The following is a 20,573-nucleotide window of genomic DNA, read 5'->3' as shown; positions in this document are numbered from 1 at the left end:
GCTTAAATGCTGCGCATCAGCCCCACCACTGTGCCGAGCACATTGACCTCGCGCACGATGATCGGAGCCATCAGCGCGTTCTCCGGTTGAAGCCGCACATGATCGCCCTCGCGATAGAAGCGCTTGACCGTCGCCTCATCATCGATCAGCGCAACAACGATCTCGCCGTCGCGAGCGGTCTGTTGCGGACGCACCACCACCAGGTCGCCATCGAGGATGCCGGCATCCTTCATCGACTCGCCCCGGACTCGCAGCAGATACTCGCCACGGTCACCGCCGCACGCCACCGGCGTCTCGATGTACTCCTCGACATTCTCCTGCGCCAGAATGGGTGTGCCGGCAGCCACCTGCCCCAGTAGCGGTAGACCTGAGCCGACCACACCCCTGGCCAGCGCCCCGGCGCGATCCAGCAACTCCATCGCGCGTGGCTTGGTCGGGTCGCGGCGAAGCAGACCAAGGCGTTCCAGATTGGCCAGGTGCGCGTGCACCGTGGAGGACGACGCGAGCCCAACCGCGCGACCGATGTCGCGCACCGTGGGGGGATAGCCGTGGTCCTCCGCGTAGCGTTTGATGAAGTCGATGATCTCCTGCTGACGTTTGGTCAGGTCCATCCGCTGGCTCCTTCCTAGAACCGTCCCGAGACTGTGGCGAACACGTGTTCGAACCATATCCTGACGCCAGGACGGAAGCCGTCGGCCACGGCTATACTCGGCGCCCCAGGCGCCTGTGGCGGAATTGGTAGACGCGCAAGGTTGAGGGCCTTGTGAGCGCTTAGCTCGTGGAGGTTCGAGTCCTCTCGGGCGCACTGGAGACAGCGGAAGCGACCGGTGGACGGGCATGCGACTCGACGGAATGCATCACATCACGATGATCACCGGCGACGCGCAGCGAGTGGTCGACTTCTACGCGGACGTGCTGGGGCTGCGACTGGTCAAGCAGACCGTCAACTTTGACGCCCCCGAGGCCTATCACCTCTACTTCGGCGACGAGGAGGGCACGCCGGGATCGATCCTGACCTGGTTTGAATTCCGCGGCGCAGCCCGGGGACGCCCAGGCGCGGGCGCGGTCCACACCATCGAGCTTGGCGTGCCCCACGCGCGCGCGCTGGACTTCTGGGAGCAGCGGCTCGCCGAGCACGGACATGCCCACCACCGTCCCGCACGCGACTCGCTGAAGCTCGCCGACCCAGACGGCCTCTCGCTCGAACTGGTCACGGCCGACCCGCACAACGCCCCGCTCACAGCCACGCATCATGCGATCCCCCCGGAGCACGCGATCACCGGCGTGGAGGGTGCGCGTGCCTACATCGGCCGTCCGCTAGAGGCCGACGCGCAACTGCTCACCGACACCCTCGGCTTCACCGCGACCGACACCGGCGGCGGCTACCTGCTGGACGGGCCCACGCGCCGCTTCCGCTGGACCTACGAGAACACCGCCCAGCATGCCCTTCAGGGCGCGGGGACCGTGCACCACATCGCCTGGCACGCGGCCGACTCAGACCACTCAGTCTGGCGTCAGCGCCTGCTCGACGTGGGCATGACGGTCACGCCCGTGATCGACCGCGACTACTTCCACTCGATCTACTTCCGCCAGCCGCAGGGCATCCTCTTTGAGCTCGCGACAACCTCACCGGGATTCGCCGTCGACGAGGATCCAGAGCACCTCGGCGAACGCCTGTGCCTGCCGACCCAGCACGAGCACCTGCGCACCCGGCTGGAGCGCACGCTGACGCCGCTTCGTAATCCGCGCGCCACAGCGAACGCTGGCCTCAGCGACGCGGCAGGTGGTAGATGAACAGCTCGCCCGTGCGCAGGTGTGCGTTGTCGTCACCGACGGGCAGAACGATCGTGCCAGCGAGCACGATCGGGCTGTTCCAGTGCCCGGGCGCCGCCGGCAGCGCCCGGTACAGATGCCCGTTTGCAGGGTTGTAGACGTTCAGTACCCCCTGCAACTGGTTGTAGACATAAAGCAGGCCGCCGGCAACGACGGGGCTCGTTCCCGCCTGGCCGTTCTGCCACGCCACGCGCAGACGCCGCGCCGCCGTCAGGGCGTAGGCGGCGGTCCCGCTGTTGCTGGTGACGAACACGTAAACCCTGCCGCCCGGTGCTCGCCAAACCGCGGGCTGGCTGTAGATGTCGGTGGCACCGGGACCCGCGATGGTCTGCAGCGAGCCCCCGGTGCGGGAACCACCGGACCCGCGGCTGCTGGCCAGACGGTTGATGTCGAGCAGGTTGAGCACGCCCTGCTTGCCGCCCTGGACGGCGAACTGCACCCCACCGTGGGTCGGTAGCAGCGCCGGCTCCGTGCTGCCGAGATCTTTGTCGTCCGCGTTCAGCTGGACTTGGTCAACCGGCGTCCAGTGACGCAGCAGACGCAGCGCCGGCGAGAGCTCGAGCACGCTGTCCCCCCAAGCCGTGCGTCCGTTGAACGGCCCGTTGCCCGTCGCAACCAGAATGTCGCCGGTGCCCGGCACGACCACGCTGCCGGGCCTACCCCAGATCGCAGAATCGCTCGCCCGGCAGCGCGTTGGCGGCTCGATCAACCGCTTGATGTTCGAGCAGAGCGTGTTGAAGACGTGCGTGATGACACCGGTCGCCGGGTCGATCGTGACGACGTGACCCTGGTAAGTGGGAACGTCGCCGTAGTAGCCGCCGGTGACCACGATCAACTCACCATCCGCGAGGTTCAGACTTCCCGCCAGCTTCTCGCGCGCCGGCGCAGCGGTTACGCGCGTGCTCCAGACGGGCCGGCCGCTGGCAACCCTGAGCTTGTGCACGTAACCGTCGGGGCTGGTCACGTACACATAGGCAAGACTCGGGTCGAGCACCGGCGCCGCGGTTGTGATCTGCGGCCCGCCCTGGAGCGAGCGCACGCTTGCGGGCGCGAACTGCCAGAGAATCCGTCCGTTCGCGAGGTTGAGCGCAAGCGTGCGTCCATAGGAGGTCGTCACGATCGCGATGTCATGTCTCGCGCCACGCACACGGACGTTGGTAAGCGCCACGGCGGCAGAGTCGACCGTGCCCGGGAGCCGGACCACGGTTCGCCGCAGCGAACCCAGGGCTGCGGCCGTGACACCGGTGTCGCTGGGGCCAACGCCGGTCCGCTGGGCGTTGTAGTCGAAGGTGGTCCAAGCTGAGGGCGCAACCGGTCCGGCGCTCGCGGCGGCGACCGTCGCGCCCGTGATCGCGGCCACCAGAACTAAAGCCAGCAGCAGCCTGAGCGAGCGCATTCCGTGTCGCACAGGACCAGCGTAGGCCCGCCGGCGGACAGCCGCGCAGCGCGAAGATGATGTTTCTCTTAGGGAGTTGCGTCATGCTCGCTGGGCCCTTGCCTCGCCAGCCAGACCTGACCAGCCCGCCGCTATGAGTCCGGCACCTCGCCGCTCCCCGCGAAACAGTCGCAAGGCGCGACACCGGCGTCGTGACCCACCCCGTCGCCAGGGCGCGCGGCGAATGTCCCTGATCTGGGGGCTGGCCGCGGCGGTGGTGATCGGCGTGGGCGCCGGTGTGCTTAGCGGCGGACACAGCGCCAGCCGCAGCCATGTTCGCAAGCCCCCCAAGCGATTGGCCAGAGCAGCAGTGCCAGTCGATGCCTCCTACTTTGAGCCGTCGGCCTGCATGGCCTATGCGCCCACACACGGCAACCGTCACCTGACCGTGTTCCTGGACGCGGGGCACGGCGGCCTCGACCCCGGCTCGATCGGTCGCACCGAGAGCGGCAAGACCATCTACGAGGCCCGCCTGACCCTCCCGGTTGAGCTCGACGCCATGGCACTCCTCCGTGCCAGAGGCTTTCGGGTCGTAGTTTCGCGCACACGCGACACTTCAGTGGCACGGCTGACGAAGGCTGACGTTGACGGCAACCTGCTGACCGCCGCGGGTGTGCATGCCGACGTGGCCGCACGCGCCCAGTGCGCCAACCGCGGACATGCCGATGCGCTCGTGGGCATCTACTTTGACGCCGGAGCGCCCAACAATGCCGGCTCGGTGACGGGCTACGACGCGGCACGCCCCTTCGCTGCCAAGAACCTCCGACTGGCAAAGCTCGTGCAGCACGACGTGCTGACGGCCATGAACCGTCACGGCTGGGGCATCCCCAATGAGGGCGTACAGCTCGACGGCGGCTTGGGCTCCGTCGTCAACGCCGCAGCGGGTGACGCCTACGGCCACCTGATGCTGCTCGGCCCGGCCAAGCCCGGCTGGTTCAACACGCCGAGCATGATGCCCGGCGCGCTGATCGAACCGCTCTTCATCACCGATCCCTTCGAGGGCTCGATCGCCGACAGCAGCCTCGGTCAGCATGTGATCGCGGGCGGCATCGCGGAAGCGATCACGCAGTACTTCGACGCCACCGGAAGTCATACCAATTGACGTAGGCCGGATCGGCGGTACCCTGACGGCCTAAGCGATGGCTTACGCCGAGCAGAGCACCGGGCTCCGCGGCCCGATCAATGAGCACGCCAGCGCGCTCGCGCACGAATGGCGACGGCTGACGCGCGCGGCCACGTTCGTGGCGCTGCTCACAGCGCCGGCTTTCTTCCTGGTTCTTTACGACTCCAACCACCTCGGCCTCCTCGCCTCGCTCCTGCTGACAGCGCTCGCCGTGGTGCTCTTCCGAGGTCTCGTGGAGGTCATCGCGCGGCGCTTCCTGCCTTGGCCAAGCCTCTACGGCGCCGGCGCCGAGCTCAAGGAGGAGGACATCGTCGCGCGGCGCCGCTACTGGTACTGGCGCGCAAAGTACAGGCGGCTGCCGATCTGGATCGGGGCTGTGTTGGTCCTGCTGGCGCTCTGCCAAGCGCTGTTCGCGTTCGCCGGCGTGAGCGCTGGTTTCTTCAACCCGTTCGCCGGCCTGCGGACGATCTTCCCGCCAGACACGCTGCCGCAGCTGGCGCTGATCTTCGTCCAGCTGCCGCTGCTGCTGTTCATCAACGTCTTCATCCTCTTCGGCCCCTTCCTGTTCATGGCCGCACGCGGGATCCGCAGCTATGAGCCGGGCGACGCAAGCTGGGGCGTGAAGATCGACGACGTTCGTGGCCAAGCCGAAGCCAAGGAGGAGATCACCCGCGTGATCACCCTGTGGCAGTCCGGCGAGGAGTTCGAGAAGGCGGGCGGCAAACGCGAGCGCGGCCTGCTTTTCCTCGGTGCCCCGGGTACCGGCAAGACAATGATCTCCAAGGCCATCGCCACCAACTTCAACTGTCCGTTCGTGACGATCCCGGGCTCTGGGTTTGCACAGATGTTCATGGGCATGGACGCGCTGGTCGTCCAGCTGTTGGCGCATCGCGCCCGCAAGCTGGCTCGCAAGTGGGGCGGTCAGTGCATCGTCTTCATCGACGAGATCGACGCCGTCGGCCTGCGGCGTCAGTCGCTCGGCACCTCGATGACCGCCGGCTCACAGAGCACCCCAAGCTCGATCCACGACTTCCTCTTCTTCGGCGCCAGCGGTGCGATCACGCCAACCGGGGACGTCGTGATCGAGACGCGCCAGTGGCGTGATCAGCTGTTTTCAGCGCGAGCGGGCAGCGCCCCGGTATCCGGCACCACCGGCTTCTTGCAACGGGTGTCCGCTCGCGTGAACGCCGTGTTCCCCGGCGGCATGGGCGGGATGGGCTATCAGGGCCAGGCGCTCAACCAACTGCTGGTGGTGATGGACGGGATGGGCGAGCCGCCGGTCTTCCAGAAGTTCATGATCAACCGCTTCAACACATTTCTCGACGCGCTGTTCGTCGTGCCGCAGCGAATCGGGAGTCTGCGCCTGCGCCTATCGACGCCCAAGCCCAGGCGCGAGGAGATCTACTTCATCGGCGCCTGCAACGTGCCGATCGAGGCGCTCGACCCGGCGCTCACGCGGCCGGGGCGCATGGGACGCCACATCTGGTTCCGCACACCGACCAAGGACGACCGCAAGGACATCTTCGACCTCTACATGGCCAAGGTCGCGCATGAGCCAGACCTGGACACCGACCATCGCCGCGACGAGCTGGCCCGGATCACCGGGGGCTACTCGCCCTCGATGATCGAACAGTGCTGTTCGATGGCGCTGACGATCGCCCACTCGGAGGGCAGGCACGCGTTCGCCTGGCGGGACATCGTCGAGGCCATGACCACGGTGGAATCCGGAACCGCCCAAAACATCGAGTACGTCGAGGAGGAGACCCGAGCGGTCGCGATCCACGAGGCCGGCCACGCGGCGGCTGGTCACGTCTTTCTCGGCAACGAGGTGCTCTCCACGCGGCTGTCGATCCGCAAGCGCGGAGGCTCTCTGGGCCACTACCAGTCGATGGAGAAAGACGAGCGCTTCAGCCACTTCAGGGGCCGCGTGATGGGTAGCCTGATCATGACGCTGGGCGCCATGGCAGCCGAGCACGTCTTCTACGGGGAGAACTCACAGGGCGTCAGCGGCGACCTGTACAGCGCCACGGCGACGGCCAGCGCCATGGTTGGCATGTGGGGCATGGGACCGGAGGAGCTGCCGATCAGCCTGCGTCCCAGCCGCCGACTCGGGCCAGGCGAACAACCAGACCAGCGCGACCGCGTCAAAGAGCGCCTCGAGGAGATCGGCAACCAGATCATGAATCGCGCCTCGGGCGGCTCGCCCCTCAGCGGCGATCCCATCAGCGCGGTGCTCTCGAGCCCCGGCAAGCGCGACGCCGTCGCTCAGCTCCTCGGCCAGGCATATGTGATGGCCTACAGCCTGATCGCGACCAACCGGGAGGCGATCGAGCAGATCGCAGACGAACTGATGGAGCGCCGCGAGATGCACGGCGACGAGGTTGGCAACCTGCTGGATCGGGTCGGCCTGGTGCGCCCGCAGGTGGACCTCTACAACGACGCGACTTGGCCCGGGGCATGACAACCGACCACACCGCCTCCGGCGGGCATCCGCATGCGCTTCGCTTCCGCGCGACCATCTCTGCCCTGGTCGGTATCGCCGCGGCCGCGCTCGCGATCGCGGCGATCGTGCTGGCCAACCACACCGGCGCCACCACCGCGACGATTGGCCCCGCGTGGTCCGGTTGGACGCCGACCAGCTCGGGCAGCGAGGGCGTCGCGGAGATCGCGGCGCACATCGCGCCCTACTACCGACTGAGCACCTCCCAGCAACTGGACGTGATCACGCCGATCACCGTGGCCCAGATGAACGCAGCGGGCACGTCATCCGGCAGCGGCCTGACGATCGCGGTGAACTCGAGCCCATCCGGCAAGGCCCAGTCGCTCGGGCTGCTCAACGGCAAAACGGTCGCCTACAACGTCTGCGGGCTCGGCTCCAAGAACTGCGAGCTGGCCGGCCAAGCGTCGACTGTCCGCATGCTGTTGCTCAGACGCGAAGCGCTCGAACTGGCGCTGTACACGCTCAAGTACATCCGTGGCACCCAGAACGTGGTGGTCGTGCTGCCGCCGGGCCACACCGTGAGCGCCGGCGGCTCCGGAGCTAGCTCCGCGCCGATAACTGTGGCGGTGGCGTTCGTTCGCAGCGAGCTGTCACCCTGGCTGGCCGTACCGCTCTCGCACACCCTCGCCCAGTATCCGCCTGAGACGGCGCAGCTGGCTCTCTGGAGCCGCACCCCAGAGGCTGGCTTCGTGGACCAGATCACCGCCCACGCGCTGTTCGCCTCGCAGGTGGAGGCCCAGCAGGTGGGCGGCAAGCTGCTGGTGCTCACACAGCTGCCCGCGCAGTGAGCCGACCGGCGGTCTCCGACTCACTGTGCTGTTCCTGCACACACCAGCAGCTGGTGCGTAACACGCGCGGGTCCGTGTTCTCACTGTGCCTGCGCTCGCGCGTGCAGCCGGCGCGCTACCCGCGCTATCCACGCCTGCCTGTGCTGCAATGTGACGGATATGAGCGTCACGGTAAGCGCGCTGCACACGGCGACGATCAAGGGGACACAGCTCGTTAGCGTCGCGCGCATTGCGCTCAGTGAACGCGGAGCCGAGGGAGACCGGCGCTTCTTTCTGGCAGACGACAAGCAGCGGATGCGTAACGCCAAGCAGATCGGATCGCTGCAGCAGCTGGTCAGCGGCCTCGAAGGCGACAGGCTGAGCGTCACGTTCCCCGACGGCAGCATGATCCGCGAGCAGGTCGAGCTCGGCGACACGCTCGACTGCCAGTTCTACTCGCATCGCGTTGCGGGACAGCTGGTCGAGGGCCCGTGGGCAGATGCGATCTCCGAGTTCTGCGGTACACGCTTACGGCTCTTTGCCGCCGGCTCTGCGGTTGACCGGGGCGCACGGGGAGCGGTCAGCCTCATCTCGCGCGCTTCCCTGAAGCGGCTCGCGCACGAGGCCGGCTCCGAAACGGTGGATGGACGCCGCTTCCGCATGCTGATCGAGGTCGACGGCGTGGCCGAGCACGCCGAGGATGGCTGGCTCGGACAGCGTCTGCAGGTCGGCGGGGCCGTGCTGCGCTTCGACGGCCACGTCGGGCGCTGCCTGGTCACGAGCCGCGACCCGGATACCGGAGAAGTCACGCTGCCGACGCTCGACCTGCTGCGCGCCTATCGCCGCGGGCTCGAGACCACCGAGCCGCTTCCGTTCGGCGTCTACGGGCGCGTGCTGAAGCCCGGCGCGGTCAGGGTCGGCGACAGCGTCAGCCCGCTGCCGTGACACCACTCCCCGGCGCGCCCGCGGCTTCCAAAAAACGGCGCAGCTCGCCCGTACGCGCGGGCCACAGATCGCGGCTCGGCCCGTCGATCCGCACCGACGGGCCGTCTCCGGTGTAACGCACGCCGATCCGGCTGATCGCCCGGCCGTGATGAAACATGAAACACGAGGCCTCCAGGGCTGGCGGTGGCGGCGCCGGAGCGATGCCCAGCGACTCGAGCGCCCCGTCAGCGGCCGCCACCGCGGCCCCGCTGGCGAAGCCGGCCGCGCGTGGAAGGCCAGTACCCGCCGCGTCACCGACCACATACAGCGGGCTGCCGTCGACGCTCCCGCGTTCGCCGACAGCGACCAGCGGTCCGGTGCCCGGAAGCCCCTCGAGGCAGGCCGCGCGACGGTGAGCCGGTACCAGGAAGGCTCCGTCGTAGGGTATCTCGCGCCCGTCGGTGGCGCGCAGCACCCCATCGGCGCTCGCCTGCAAGTCGGGCACGAAACCGCGCTCAAGCGTGACGCCCGCGGCGGCGCAGGCGTCGCTCACAAACGCCGGCGCCTCGCCGCCGACACCGGCCAAGGGCACCGCTTCGGGCGTCGCCACGGTGACCCTGACCGCGTGTCTGGCCTCCAGGTGGCGGCCGGCCAGACCGACTGCGAGCGCAAGCGGCGCAGGCGGGCAGCGGTAGGGTACGGCGGTGATCGCTACGAGCACGCGACCCGCGCGCAGGCCAAGCGCCCGCTCACGCAACCGCCGCGCCCCATAGGGGTCCCAAGCCGCCACCACCCGGGACCAACTCGGCATGCTGTTGGCGTCGACCACAAGCCCAGGAGCCGCGATCACCGCGTCGGCAGCAATACGATCGTCGCCGAGCGCGACCCCGTCGGGGGCGACAGCACTGACCGCAGCATCGATGCAGCGAACGCCAGCCATGTCAACTGGAGCCGAGAACGCCGTGGGCTCCTGGTCACCAAGCGCGACATCCAGAGTGCCACCGAGGAAGGTCGCGCGCAGCCCAGGTGCGATGAGGGTGACCGCAACGCGACCGCCGCCGCGATCGCGCAGCCGCGCGGCAGCGGCGAGCCCGCCCGGACCCGCGCCGACAACAACCACATGCCTGTCGCTGCTCAACCGGGCATCTCCACAAAGGCCTCTCCAACCTCCACCAGCACCGGGTAGGTGGAGACGCCGACGTCGGCTGGCCCTCGGACCCGGGCGCCGTCGGTGACCCGAAACTGACTTCCGTGCCGCGGGCAGGTGACGACGTCTCCGTGCAGCTCGCCCTCGCAGAGCGACGCACCCGCGTGCGGACATCTGTCGGCGATCGCCCACAGCGCACCGTCGAGGTGATAGAGCGAGATCGGCCCGACAGGCGTTTCCGCCACGCGGCCGACATACCCGAGGCGACCGGCGAACTCCGCAAGCGGCGCTAGCCGGATCCGCCTGGCCCGGCGCCGGCCACTGAGCCGGTCGGCGAGCGTGTCCGCCAGCGCGCGGTCCACACGGCCGCGCGTGGTGACCACGTCGGCGCCGGCGGCCTCCGCGCGCAGCCACAACTCCGAATCGGGCCGCGGCAGAAAGGCAACGATCGTGCAGTCGGGGGCGGCGCGACGGGTGTCCGCGATGACCTCCAGCGAGGCCTCTCCTCCGAGCTCGACAACCAGTCCCGTCAGAGCCGCGGGCTCCGGCAGAGGCGTAGTGATCGCGGTCGCCATATCCAGGCCGACCGCGACGGCGACCGCCGCGACTCGCCGGACGACGAGCGAATCAGTCGTGCGCAGGAGGATCACGCCCGCCATCACTCGACGCAGCGCATGCAGCGTATCTGCTCGCGCTCGATTCGCTCCCGCACGACCGGGAAGGCAGCCAAGCCGTCGACCAGGTCGTCGCGCTCCTGCGCGAGGGCTACAGGGTCCAGTCGCATCAGCCAACCGGCACCATAGGGATCGCGGTTGACGACTGCAATGTCAGCGCGGAACGCGTCCTGGTTGATCTCCAGCACCTCGCCGCTGAGCGGCGAGCGGAACGGGCCCACCCACTTTGCGCTCTCGATCACCACCAGCGTCCGGCCGCGCCTGACGCGGTCACCTGGACGCTTTTGAAATGAGATCGAGACCAGGCGTCCGCAGAGCGTCTGGGCGATGTCAGTCATCCCCAGGCGCGCACTGCCATCGGCTTCCAGCCTCACCCAGACGTCAAAGTCGAGGTGGTAGAGATACTCCTCGGGAAGCGCGCAACCGGCGTAGACCTGCATCTCACTGCTCCTGGCAGGAGATCCCCTGTGCGTCAAGGAAAGCCCGGTAGGCGTCCACTCCAGCCGAGCCCGTGACCAGGTCGGCCGAATCCGCGCTCCAGTCGTCGGCCCTGAGCTTTGCGATCCAGCCGAGCCCGTAGGGATCCCGGTTCAGCAGCCCTGGGTCGCTGGTCAGCGCGTCGTTGACCTCAACGATCTCGCCACTCACCGGCGCTGGTACCGGTCCGACCCACTTGGAGCTCTCCACAGTGCCGATGCTCTTGCCCTTGGCAAGCGACTTGCCGGCACGCTTGGTGGTTACTGAGATGATGCCCTTGGCGAGGTTCTGTGCGACATCGGTCAGACCGACCACGACCGCGTCGCCCTCGGGTCGTGCCCAGACGTGCTTGTCAACCAGGTAGTAAAGGTCGTCGGGGATGTTGCAGCCGTTGACCGTCGTCATCTCTCACTCCCAGCCTCTTGCTCGGATGTCACCGTTGCCTCGTGCTCCGCCACGATGTGGTTGATCAGCATGTCAAACGCCACCATCCTTATCTCTCGGGAGAACGTCTCCAGGAACACGGGATCCTGACCGCGAGGCTTAACTCTCGCCTCGTGCTCGGCGCCACAGCGAGGACAGACAATCCTGTAACGCATGCGGCCACTGCCGACGGTCCAGGTCTCGACGGCCTCACCATGGGCTTGTACCAGGTGCCCGTGAACGCTGTCCCTGGTGTCTTCGAACTCGCAGAGCGGACAGTGCATCTCATCCGGCCCGCCGCCGCTTCGACAGCCATCGCGCGATCTCTGCGTCCAGCTCGCGGATCAGCTCAAACAGCCCATCGCCGGCCGGTGAGGCGCAGACGCGGTCGTGCTCGAGGTCACGGCTCATCAGTCCGAGCTGGATCAACGCGTTGACCCGCTCGGTGACGGCCAGGCGTGGCCGCTGCAGCTGCGCCGCCAGATCGTCAAGCCCGATCCCGCCGCCAGGTACCGTTGCGGCAAGGATCTCCCAGTTGACCGGATCGCTAATCTCGCCCAGGGTGCGCAGCAGGAAGTCGTGAGCGACGTCGAGCTCGTCGCCGTCGACCAGCTCCGGGCCGGGAGTGGGAGCATCCTCGCCGAACGCAAAGGAGGCGAGCTGCTCGCCGGCCGCGGTCGCGTCCCTTAGCCGCGCCGCGAGCGAACGTGCCAGCTGCGGCGATACACAGGGCGTCGTGGAACTCACCGCTCTCTCCCGGCGGGCGCGGCGAGAACCTCAGGCTCCGCCACTCCCAAAGCCCGCTCCACGAGCGCGGTGAGCTCGGCGACCTCAAACGACGCTCCCACCGTCTTGGCCGCATCCGAGTACATCGCCAGATCCTTCGGGCAGCTGACGACGAAATAGTCAATGGTGCCGAGCTCCTGCGCCTCCCTGATCCGCTGTTCGCTGGGTCGCTCCTCGAGCTTGGAGTCGTCCATCCAGATCCGCCCGCCGCCCGCCCCACAGCAGAAGGTGTTGGTGCCATGGCGCGGCATCTCCACGAGCTCTGCGCCGGTCGCGGCGATCAGCTTGCGGGGCGCGTCCGTGATCCGGTTGTAACGGGCCAGATAGCACGGGTCGTGATAGGTGACACGGGTACCGGTGAGCGGCGTTGTCAGCTTGATGCGGCCGTCAGCTACGAGTTCTGCCAGCAGCTCGGTGTAGTGGTAGACCGGCTTGTCGAGCCCGTACGCCGGATACTCGTTGCGCAGGGTGTTGAGTGAGTGCGGGTCGGTGGTGAAGATCGCCTCGAAGCTGGCGTCCCTGAGCATGGCCATGTTGTGCTCGACGAGCATCTCGAACAGACCCTCCTCACCGACTCGACGCACGTCGTTGCCAGCGTTGCGCTCACCGTCGTAGAGAAGACCGAACGAAATCCCCGTCTCGTTGAGGATGCGTGCCACGCGCTGCGAAGCGGTCTGGACGCGCTCGTCGAAGGAGGCGAAGTCACCGACGAACCAGAGGTAGTCGACCGGCTCGGTGCGGGCGTCGGGGATGGTGAAGTCCAAGCCCTTGGTCCACCGGGCACGCATCCTCGAGGACTTCCCGTATGAGTTTCCCTGCTTTGCGAAGTTCTCGAGCGTCTGCTGTAGCAGCGGCTCCATGCGCCCCTGGTCGACGAGGCTGCGGCGCATGTCGACAATCGTCGGCACGTGCTCGATGCCGACCGGGCAGGCCTCGACGCAGGCCATGCAGGTCGTGCACGACCAGAGGACATCCTCGCTGATCAGTGGCGCCGCGCCCGCGACGGCGCCGCGCTGTTCGGCGGGGTGCGCGTAGAGCCGGTCGCGGATGTCGAGCACCAGCTGGCGCGGGGCGAGCGGACTGCCGCTCGCGGTCGCGGGGCACTTCGCGGTGCAGCGTCCGCATTCGGTACACGAGAACGCGTCGAGCACCTGCTTCCAGCTGACGTCGGCGAGCGAGGCGATGCCGGTGAGACCGGTGGGTGGCGGCTCAAGGCGTGCGACTCCGGCGGGCGGCGTCTGCAGGGCGCCCGGCTTGCGGGCCACCTGCTTGGGCGGTAGCTCTCCGAAGAAGACGTTCGGAACCGCGGTGATGATATGGAAGTGCTTCGATAGCGGCAGCAGGTTGAGGAAGGTCAGCACCGTCAGGTTGTGCAACCACCAGCCGATCTCGCTGACGGTGTGTCCGCCGCTCCGGCCCAGGCCGCCAATGATGTCCGCAACCAGCGCGGTGAGCGGTGCGAACTCGCGCTCGTTGCCGTGGATGTCGAGCCAGACCAGACGGCCAGCGTCGGCGAGCAGGCCGCCGACCATGATGAAGAGGATGAAGACCAGGATCAGGATCCCCTCCCAGTGCGGCGCTCCGCGGTAGCGCTCCTCTGCCCGTCCCAGCCCGAACAACCGTGGTGTGTGCACGACCAGCCGTCGGTAGAGCATGTAGCTCACAGCCACGATCACGACCAGCTCCAGCAGATCGCGCGCCACGAAGAACGGTGGACCGAGCAGCTGGTTGGGGCCGAATCCTGGGATGTTGAAGTTGACACTTAAGGCCCGCCCGAATTGGGTGATGACCTGAAGGCCGAGGACGACAAACCCCCAGAAGATCAACGCGTGCGCGATGCCGGCCGGCTGCTCGCCGGTCAGGAACTTCTTCTGCCCGAAGGCGTAGACGATGGTCCGCTGCACGCGCTCGGGAAGCCGGTCGAAACGACGCGCCGGGCGGGCCGTGGCGAGCAGTCTGATCCGGCCGCCGATCGTCCCGACGAAGACGAGCAGCGCGATCCCGAAGACGATCGGGAACGCCACATGACTCACGTGCTCACCGCCCTCACCTGGTCTGTCAGAGCCGGGAGCAGGTCGAATAGGTCAGCTGTGGCACCGTAGTGAGCAACGTCGAAGATCGGAGCCTTCTCATCCGTGTTGATGGCGATGATCAGCTCCGCGTCGCTCATGCCCTCCAGGTGCTCCGGGGCGCCGGAGATCCCGCAGGCGAGGTAGAGCTTCGGTTTGACCTTGCGCCCTGACTTGCCCACCTGGCGGCTCTTGGGCAGCCAGCCGGCGTCGGTGACGGGCCGTGACGCGGACACGGTTGCACCCAGGGCGTCGGCCAGTTCCTGGGCAAGCTCGATGTTGTCCTCACCACCGATCCCGCGACCGACCGAGACAAGGATCTCCTCGCCGGTGATATCGACGTCGCCTGACTGCGCTTCAACACGAGCCACGAAGGTCGTGCGCAGGCCGCTCAGATCCGGTGGCGCAACAGTCTCAACGGTCGGTGAGCCGCCGCTGGCCGCGGGCGCCGAGCCGCCGACGACCGACACGATCGCACCGCTGGCGGTCTGCACCTCCGCGTTGAGCTTGCCACCATAGACCTGGCTGGTCACCACGAGCGTGTCTCCCTCGACGGTGATCGCCGAGCAGTAGGCGACGAGCGGACGGCCTGTGCGACCCGAGACGGCGCCCGCCACATCCATTCCGACCGTCGTGTTGGCGATCAGCAGCACCCGTGGATCGCGCTCCGCGACCAGCGCGGCCAATGTCGCGGCGTACGCCTCGGGCACAAACGCGGCAAGCTCTGGGGCTTGCACAGACAGCACGGCGTCAGCCGCGAGCCCCTCCGCCAGGCTGCTCGCGCCGCTGCCCAGCAGGCAGCCGACGACCGCCCCACCGGACGCCTCAGCGAGCCCCCTGGCCATGCCGAAGAGTTCGTTGGTCGTCTCCGAAATCGCACCGCCGTGGTGCTCCACCAGAACGAAGATGTCGTTGCTCATACTCTCTCCCTCAGACCTTGAGCACGCCGCGCTCGCGGATTATCTCGATGATTCGTGCGGCGGCCGCGTCGGCATCGGCGCCCAACATCTCGGCGTGGGAGCTCGACTGTGGCGCGTACATGCGGCGCACCGTCAGGCCGCTCACCGCCTCAACCTCGGCGGCAGGTTGCTGTTCCAGTCCACCCTCCTGCATGGCGGCGCGGATCCGTGAGATCGGTACGTAGCGCGGCGCCGCGCGCGCAGCCTGCACACCCACCACCGCCGGGCCGACGATCCTCAGCTGGTGCGTCACCCCGGCTCCCATCTCCTGGGTGACCTTGAGCGCGTCGCCGTCGGGCTCGACCGCCACCGCAACCGATGCGTGCGGGAGTCCCAGCATGCCGGCCAGGATCACACCGGTCTGGCCGTCCAGATCCTCAGGCGTCTGAACGCCGATCAAGACCAGATCAAAGCTCTGCGACTCCAGGAATCCGGCGAGGATCGCGGCGCGGGCATGACTCGAAACGCCGGCGGCGAAATCTCCGGTCAGCTTCACGGCCCGATCCGCCCCCTTGGCGCGCGCGCCGTAGAGGCTCTGGTCGGCATCCGGCTCGTCGAGCGCGACCACCGTGACCTCGCCACCAACTGCGTCCTTGATCAGCAGCGCCTCCTCGAGCGCCTGCTCATCCCACTCGTTGAGCTTGAACGTGAGGTACTCGCGCTCGACGTCGGTGCCGTCGTCGTTGAGCTCGAGCTCCTCCACGAGGTCGACCGTCTGCTTCAGGGGAACAAGAGTTTTCATGCCCATCTCTCCTTATTCGGTTACCCGCCCCGCCGCGGGCGGTGCGCAAAGCTCAGGCGGCCGGCTGGGTCCGGGGCCGGGACTGACCAGGCTGTCAAGGTCGAGCGCGGCTCGGATGCCGTCTAACTCAACACCGCGTGGCCGCCAAGGGAAGTCGCGCGGGGGCTCGGTCGGCCGCCAGCTGCCCATCGGCCGAGTGCAGCCCGGCTCGCCACCGGATGACGGGCAGCCGTTGGTCATGAACGCATGACCGTCGGCGACCACAGCCTCCACCAACCCCCGTGGCGCGTGAATCCGGACAAGCGTGCCAGCGTCGTCATAGCGGAACTGCTCCGGCGCTATCCCGCGCTCCTCGAGCAGGAACTTGGCAAGCTGGACGCGTCGCCACCGTTGCAGCGGCGTCTTGGGAAGCGCCCCCATGCGCGAGTCAGGCTCCGGGTTGAAGCAGAACAGGTAGGAGAAGATCTGGCCCTCCAGCAGCCGGGTGAATATCCCCATCAGATCAGCGTCGCTCTCGCCCAGCCCGACAAGGGTGTGGCAGTTCACCTTCCACGCGCCAAAGATCAGCCGCGCCGCATCCACAATCCGCCAGTACTGGCTCCACTTCAGGCCGCCCTTCGGCACATCGCTGCGCAGCGATCTGAAGAGATCCTCGGTCACCGCATCAAGGCCGATCCCGATCATGTCGGCGCCAGCGTCACGGAACGCCTGAAGCCGCGCCTCGTTCAGGGTCGGCGGCGCTACGAGCAGCGACAGCGGCGTGGCCACGCTGCGGGTGATGCGCCCGGCAATGTCCAGCGTGTCAGGGTACGCGCGGCCGTGAGTGACCATGGAGATGCACAGTCTGGTCAGCTTGTCCTCGTGGCGGACGAGCCGGCGGACCAGCTCGTCGGTCTCCACCAGGGGCCAGTCGACCCGGATGAACGACTTCTCCTCATAGTCACCGGGACGGTTCCTGGCCAGGCCACAGTAACCGCAATCCGACAGGCATCCGCGGTCGTAGGAGAGCAACAGATTGATCCCGCCAAAGTCAAACGGCTGCGTGAAGCGGCCCGATCTGAAGCGCAGCGCCAGCGCGCTTGCGTATGAGATGCGAACCCACTCGGGACTCTGATGTTCGGTCTGTGTAGTCTGGGGAAGTTCAACGGTACTGGCGCTCACTGCGAAACCTCGCTTGCGTCGGTGGCCGCCACCACGGCCGGGAAGTAACACGATCCGGCGGTCCGGACAGGAACGGCGCCGCCGGTGCGCTCGAGCGCACGCTCGGCCGCGGCCCACACGACCCCAGCAAGCACCCCAGGGTCGATATCCACGCTGCTACCGGCGAGTTCGCCGGCGACGATCGCGGTGATCCGCTCGGGGTCTGCGCGACTCCAGCGCAGCGCCGCCTCAATCCGCGTGAGCTCCTCGGGCATGACCGAGAAGTCACCCGCGAGCATGACCGAGGAGAGCGAGCTGTCCTGGACGCCCGCGTAGGCCCGGATCAACCCGAGTCCGGTCTTGACAACGGCCGTGCCATGACTGTCGCCGGCCGGCACGCGCCCCGCTATCCACGCTGGCGCTGCATAACGTTCGCGCTCCAGCTCGGCTGCCCGGTCGCGCTCGGCGTCGTCGAGCTCGGAGTCGCGAAGCGTGATCCCGAGCTGCGCCGAGAACCCGTCACAGACAGCCGCGCGCAGTGCGGCGCCGTCGAGGGTGCGGTCGGTCTCGGCGCTCACCGTGGTTATACGCTCATGGACCCTCGCGACGCCCTTGTCTTCGAGTTTTGCCCCCGGGATGTGCAGAAGCTGGAGCATCAGCTCGACGTCGAGGTCAGCCAGCACGCTGGCGTGAAAAAGCAGCGCTCCGCGGTCATCGACGTAGAGGCCGAGTCCGGCGAGCTTACGTCCAGCGACCTCGATGTCGTTCTTGCCTCGGAAGCTCGCGCGCACGCCGAGGCGGGCGAGACCAGCCACGATCCCGCCGGCATACTGGCGCAGCAGCTGACGCGGCCCGAGATCGGCCGGGGCTCGGGTGCAAACGGCGACGCCGAGCTGACCCGGTCCCATGATGATCGCGCCACCACCGGTGGGGCGGCGGCCAACACCAACTCCGCGCTCCTGACAGGCCGCCCGGTTGACCTCCGCGTCGAGCACCTGGTAGCGGCCGACCAGCGCGACGTGAGGCCGGTAGGTGTAGAGCCGCATGACCGCCTCCGAGGCAGCCGTATGGTCACGGCCGTAGTGCACCATCAACGCCTCGTCGACGGCCAGCCCGTCGGCAGGGCCGGCGCCGTCGTCGGTAATCAGCCGCCAGAAGCTCAAAGCTCAGCCCAGGTCAGCGAGCAGCAGTACTCATGAAAGGCCGGCTCAAGACCACGCTCACGGGCGTAGGCGACCATCCCTTCGGCCGGGTAGGCGATCCCGTTCAGACCCTGATCGATCGCAGCCCGGTCGAGCGCAACCTTCATCTGTCCCATCGGGCGCCCGCAACCGAGGTTGATCCTCGTATCGGCCATGCGGGCGCGTGCGAGAGCGAAGAAATCGGTCACCTCGTCGACCGGCGGCGGCGGAACGTGCTCCATAGGCGTCCCCACCAGCGGCGTCAGAACCACGAGGATCAGCGTCGAGACCGGGTGGCTTGCGATCATCTCGAGCGCCTCCCACTCGCCCACGAACTGACCGTAGTGAAGGCCGAGAACGATGTGAGGGATGATCCTCAGGCCCCGCTCGGCCAGGACATCGAGCGACCGATCAAAGTCGGCCGGCGTCAGGTCGAGGTGGTAGACCTCGCGGATCGTCTGCTCGCTGCCGATGATGTCGAGCATCACGCCATCGACGCCGGCATCAGCGAGCCCCGCAGCGAGCTCGGGCGAAACGACGCCGGAATGGACGACCACCCGCATACCGAGTTCCTCCCGGACGCGACGCATCGCGTCGAAGTGTGGCTTGAGCGGTACGCCGCCGTGGCGCTGCGAACCACCCGAGACCAGCAGTCCATCGGTACCCTGCGCCTTCAGGCGCTCGGCAGTGGCAAACAGATCCCGGCCGTCACCGAGCGTCACCATGCCCTCGAGCACCTTGGTCTTGCAGTGTTCGCACTGCAATGCGCACGCCGTACCGGTCACCGACACCGGCAGGAAGCGATTGGCGCGCTCGGGCGTCCATTCACTCGACTGCCACCGCTTCAGACCGGGAGCGTAGAACTGGATGTCTTTACCGAAACGCTCCAAGCGGACTCGCATACCGTCGGGCAACTCTGTGACGGTGGTCACTCGGCGATCACCCCCTGCAGGCGAAAACGCTCGGCCGTCGCGCTGAACCAACTCCGGATCGCCTCCGCACCAGCGATCAGGTGCGAGAACGCGTCGTCAGTGACACCGTCGATTTCGGCTATCCAGCTGCCGAATGGATCGGAGTTGATGGCGCCGGGGTTCCGCGCCAGCGACTCGTTGACGGCCCTCACGTCCCCGGCGACCGGAGCCGGCAGCGGCCCGACGAACTTGGCAGCCTCGATGGTGGCCAGCGCCGATCCTCGAACCAGAGCCCGGCCCGGCGCCGCCAGCGCGACGGCGACAATGTCACCAACCGTCTCGGCTCCGAGCGGGTCGTAGCCAACACGCACCACACCCAAGCCGCGCCGTTCCACCCAGAGGTTGTAATCGGGATCGTATTCGAGCCCTTCATCGACGTCGTAGCCGGCCACCGTGATCATCACCGCACCACCAATCCGGGAGCGAGCGCAGCGAGCACACGCTCCCCCTCGTGTTCGAATCGATCCATGCTCGCGGCCACGCTGTGTGGTCGCGCAGCCACCCCGACGAGAGCACGCGCGAGCCCTGCGGCGGCACCGCTCAGCCAGGGGGCCGTCACCCGGGCTTCAGCTATGAGTCCCTCCTCCACCCGCACACGGACGCGCAGGCCGTCCGACTCGCCGTCATAGAGCCAGGTGCCGGCACGGACCTTCACCTGACGACCGGGGGTCGCCGCCAGCGCGGGCCCCTCGAGCCAGCTCGAGTCGCGCAGCCGCTCGTCCCACCGCTTGATCGCCGCCAGTTCATCCGACCGCAGCAGGTCCCGAACCGGCTCGCGGCCGAGCGCGGCTGCGTAGGCGCTCACCAGGCTCTGCTTCAGGGCCGTGGGGTCGAGGTCAGGGAGCGTTCCGAGGTTCGCGCGCAACAGGCACAGGAAGTCGGCCCGCATCGCCTCATCTGGGAATGCGAGCACCTCGCTCATCCGCTCGTGGTCGAATGCGAACATCACGTTGCCGACGACGGTCACGGCCTCACCGATCTGACCCGCACCGGTGCCCGAGACCTTTCGGCCACCGGCCACGATGTCGTTGACTCCCGCCAGAGCCGCGTCGACACCCAGCGCGCGCAGCGCTTGGACCGCCGGTCCCAGCAGCTCGCCGTAGAGCCGCAAGACGCCCGACGGCGCCGAGGATGCGGGCAGCGTGAGCTGGAAGAACAGCTGGTCGGAGTCGAGATAGACCGGTCCACCACCGATCTGGCGACGCAGAATCGGCAGGCCCAGCCGTGCGCACGCCGCACGATCAAGCTCGTCCAGCCGCCGGTGATATCCGATCCCGACGTAGGGCTCGGCGGGACGGCAGAACGACAGCACAGGCGCGTCAGCCGGCCCCATGGCGTCGGCGAGCCCATGCCAGAGCGCCTGAGAGCGCTCCGCGCCAACAGCGCCCGCATCGATCACACGCAGCGTTGCCTGGACCACGC

The 20,573-nt window shown here is 67.8% G+C and carries 21 protein-coding genes and 1 tRNA gene; 6 read left to right on the top strand and 16 right to left on the bottom strand.

Annotated elements, in window-relative coordinates:
- Positions 1–2: 2 nt before the first annotated feature.
- Positions 3–611 (bottom strand): transcriptional repressor LexA, encoded by a 609-nt coding sequence (gene lexA / locus M3M54_RS01375; RefSeq protein ID WP_249020403.1) that lies wholly within the window; start codon positions 609–611, stop codon positions 3–5.
- A gap of 109 nt (positions 612–720) precedes the next feature.
- Between lexA and M3M54_RS01370 the strand changes: the two genes are divergently transcribed.
- Both M3M54_RS01370 and M3M54_RS01365 read left to right on the top strand, forming a co-directional pair.
- Positions 721–805, top strand: a tRNA-Leu gene (locus M3M54_RS01370).
- A 32-nt stretch (positions 806–837) separates the two neighbouring features.
- Positions 838–1,794, top strand: a complete 957-nt coding sequence (locus M3M54_RS01365) for a VOC family protein (protein ID WP_249020402.1) — start codon at positions 838–840, stop codon at positions 1,792–1,794.
- Here M3M54_RS01365 and M3M54_RS01360 read toward each other — a convergent pair.
- Positions 1,769–3,241 carry a PQQ-binding-like beta-propeller repeat protein gene (locus tag M3M54_RS01360; RefSeq protein ID WP_249020401.1) on the bottom strand — a complete coding sequence of 491 codons (1,473 nt, stop codon included), beginning with the start codon at positions 3,239–3,241 and terminating at the stop codon, positions 1,769–1,771. The two genes, M3M54_RS01365 and M3M54_RS01360, sit on opposite strands and share 26 nt — an antisense overlap.
- Before the next feature lie 211 nt (positions 3,242–3,452).
- On the opposite strand from M3M54_RS01360, the gene M3M54_RS01355 reads away from it, so the two are divergent.
- The 4 genes from M3M54_RS01355 to M3M54_RS01340 all read left to right on the top strand — a co-directional run bounded on the left by M3M54_RS01355 (position 3,453) and on the right by M3M54_RS01340 (position 8,603).
- Positions 3,453–4,370 (top strand): N-acetylmuramoyl-L-alanine amidase, encoded by a 918-nt coding sequence (locus M3M54_RS01355; RefSeq protein ID WP_249020400.1) that lies wholly within the window; start codon positions 3,453–3,455, stop codon positions 4,368–4,370.
- 37 nt (positions 4,371–4,407) lie between these two features.
- A complete protein-coding gene (locus tag M3M54_RS01350) occupies positions 4,408–6,852 on the top strand; it encodes an AAA family ATPase (RefSeq protein WP_249020399.1) in 2,445 nt (814 codons plus the stop codon).
- Positions 6,849–7,679: a hypothetical protein gene (locus tag M3M54_RS01345; protein ID WP_249020398.1), complete on the top strand. Its 831-nt coding sequence runs from the start codon at positions 6,849–6,851 to the stop codon at positions 7,677–7,679. Before M3M54_RS01350 ends, M3M54_RS01345 begins: the two co-directional genes overlap by 4 nt.
- Before the next feature lie 159 nt (positions 7,680–7,838).
- Complete coding sequence (locus M3M54_RS01340) at positions 7,839–8,603, top strand: MOSC domain-containing protein (protein WP_249020397.1); 765 nt, start codon at positions 7,839–7,841, stop codon at positions 8,601–8,603.
- Here M3M54_RS01340 and M3M54_RS01335 read toward each other — a convergent pair.
- From M3M54_RS01335 to M3M54_RS01270, 14 genes are read right to left on the bottom strand one after another with little or no spacing between them, the layout of a single operon-like run.
- Complete coding sequence (locus M3M54_RS01335; RefSeq protein ID WP_249020396.1) at positions 8,587–9,720, bottom strand: hypothetical protein; 1,134 nt, start codon at positions 9,718–9,720, stop codon at positions 8,587–8,589. The two genes, M3M54_RS01340 and M3M54_RS01335, sit on opposite strands and share 17 nt — an antisense overlap.
- Positions 9,717–10,388 carry a Rieske 2Fe-2S domain-containing protein gene (locus tag M3M54_RS01330; protein WP_249020395.1) on the bottom strand — a complete coding sequence of 224 codons (672 nt, stop codon included), beginning with the start codon at positions 10,386–10,388 and terminating at the stop codon, positions 9,717–9,719. The genes M3M54_RS01335 and M3M54_RS01330 overlap by 4 nt, the downstream gene beginning before the upstream one ends.
- On the bottom strand, positions 10,388–10,843 hold the full coding sequence (locus M3M54_RS01325) for a hypothetical protein (protein WP_249020394.1): 456 nt from the start codon (positions 10,841–10,843) through the stop codon (positions 10,388–10,390). Before M3M54_RS01325 ends, M3M54_RS01330 begins: the two co-directional genes overlap by 1 nt.
- Position 10,844: 1 nt before the next feature.
- Complete coding sequence (locus tag M3M54_RS01320) at positions 10,845–11,285, bottom strand: glycine cleavage system protein H (RefSeq protein ID WP_249020393.1); 441 nt, start codon at positions 11,283–11,285, stop codon at positions 10,845–10,847.
- Entirely contained in the window at positions 11,282–11,587 is a 306-nt protein-coding gene (locus M3M54_RS01315) for a hypothetical protein (protein ID WP_249020392.1), read from the bottom strand. Before M3M54_RS01315 ends, M3M54_RS01320 begins: the two co-directional genes overlap by 4 nt.
- Before the next feature lies 1 nt (position 11,588).
- Entirely contained in the window at positions 11,589–12,050 is a 462-nt protein-coding gene (locus M3M54_RS01310) for a hypothetical protein (RefSeq protein WP_249020391.1), read from the bottom strand.
- Positions 12,047–14,122: a (Fe-S)-binding protein gene (locus tag M3M54_RS01305; RefSeq protein WP_249020390.1), complete on the bottom strand. Its 2,076-nt coding sequence runs from the start codon at positions 14,120–14,122 to the stop codon at positions 12,047–12,049. Before M3M54_RS01305 ends, M3M54_RS01310 begins: the two co-directional genes overlap by 4 nt.
- Positions 14,119–15,078 (bottom strand): electron transfer flavoprotein subunit alpha/FixB family protein, encoded by a 960-nt coding sequence (locus tag M3M54_RS01300; protein WP_249020389.1) that lies wholly within the window; start codon positions 15,076–15,078, stop codon positions 14,119–14,121. Before M3M54_RS01300 ends, M3M54_RS01305 begins: the two co-directional genes overlap by 4 nt.
- A gap of 10 nt (positions 15,079–15,088) precedes the next feature.
- Positions 15,089–15,859, bottom strand: coding sequence for a hypothetical protein (locus M3M54_RS01295; RefSeq protein ID WP_249020388.1), 771 nt, complete (start codon positions 15,857–15,859; stop codon positions 15,089–15,091).
- Positions 15,860–15,871: 12 nt separating this feature from the next.
- Complete coding sequence (locus tag M3M54_RS01290) at positions 15,872–17,020, bottom strand: radical SAM protein (RefSeq protein ID WP_249020387.1); 1,149 nt, start codon at positions 17,018–17,020, stop codon at positions 15,872–15,874.
- A complete protein-coding gene (locus tag M3M54_RS01285; RefSeq protein WP_249020386.1) occupies positions 17,017–18,162 on the bottom strand; it encodes a biotin/lipoate A/B protein ligase family protein in 1,146 nt (381 codons plus the stop codon). Before M3M54_RS01285 ends, M3M54_RS01290 begins: the two co-directional genes overlap by 4 nt.
- Positions 18,159–19,112: a radical SAM protein gene (locus M3M54_RS01280; RefSeq protein ID WP_249020385.1), complete on the bottom strand. Its 954-nt coding sequence runs from the start codon at positions 19,110–19,112 to the stop codon at positions 18,159–18,161. The genes M3M54_RS01285 and M3M54_RS01280 overlap by 4 nt, the downstream gene beginning before the upstream one ends.
- On the bottom strand, positions 19,109–19,552 hold the full coding sequence (locus tag M3M54_RS01275; protein WP_249020384.1) for a glycine cleavage system protein H: 444 nt from the start codon (positions 19,550–19,552) through the stop codon (positions 19,109–19,111). The genes M3M54_RS01280 and M3M54_RS01275 overlap by 4 nt, the downstream gene beginning before the upstream one ends.
- The gene (locus M3M54_RS01270) at positions 19,552–20,571 is read right to left on the bottom strand and encodes a biotin/lipoate A/B protein ligase family protein (protein ID WP_249020383.1); all 1,020 of its coding nucleotides are present in this window, start codon (positions 20,569–20,571) and stop codon (positions 19,552–19,554) included. Before M3M54_RS01270 ends, M3M54_RS01275 begins: the two co-directional genes overlap by 1 nt.
- Positions 20,572–20,573: the final 2 nt, after the last annotated feature.

Origin of the sequence: Conexibacter sp. S30A1 (genome assembly GCF_023330665.1) — a bacterium.
Taxonomy (GTDB): Bacteria; Actinomycetota; Thermoleophilia; order Solirubrobacterales; family Solirubrobacteraceae; genus Palsa-465.
Note: the sequence above shows the minus strand (reverse complement) of the source record. Positions and strands in the feature narration are given on the sequence as shown.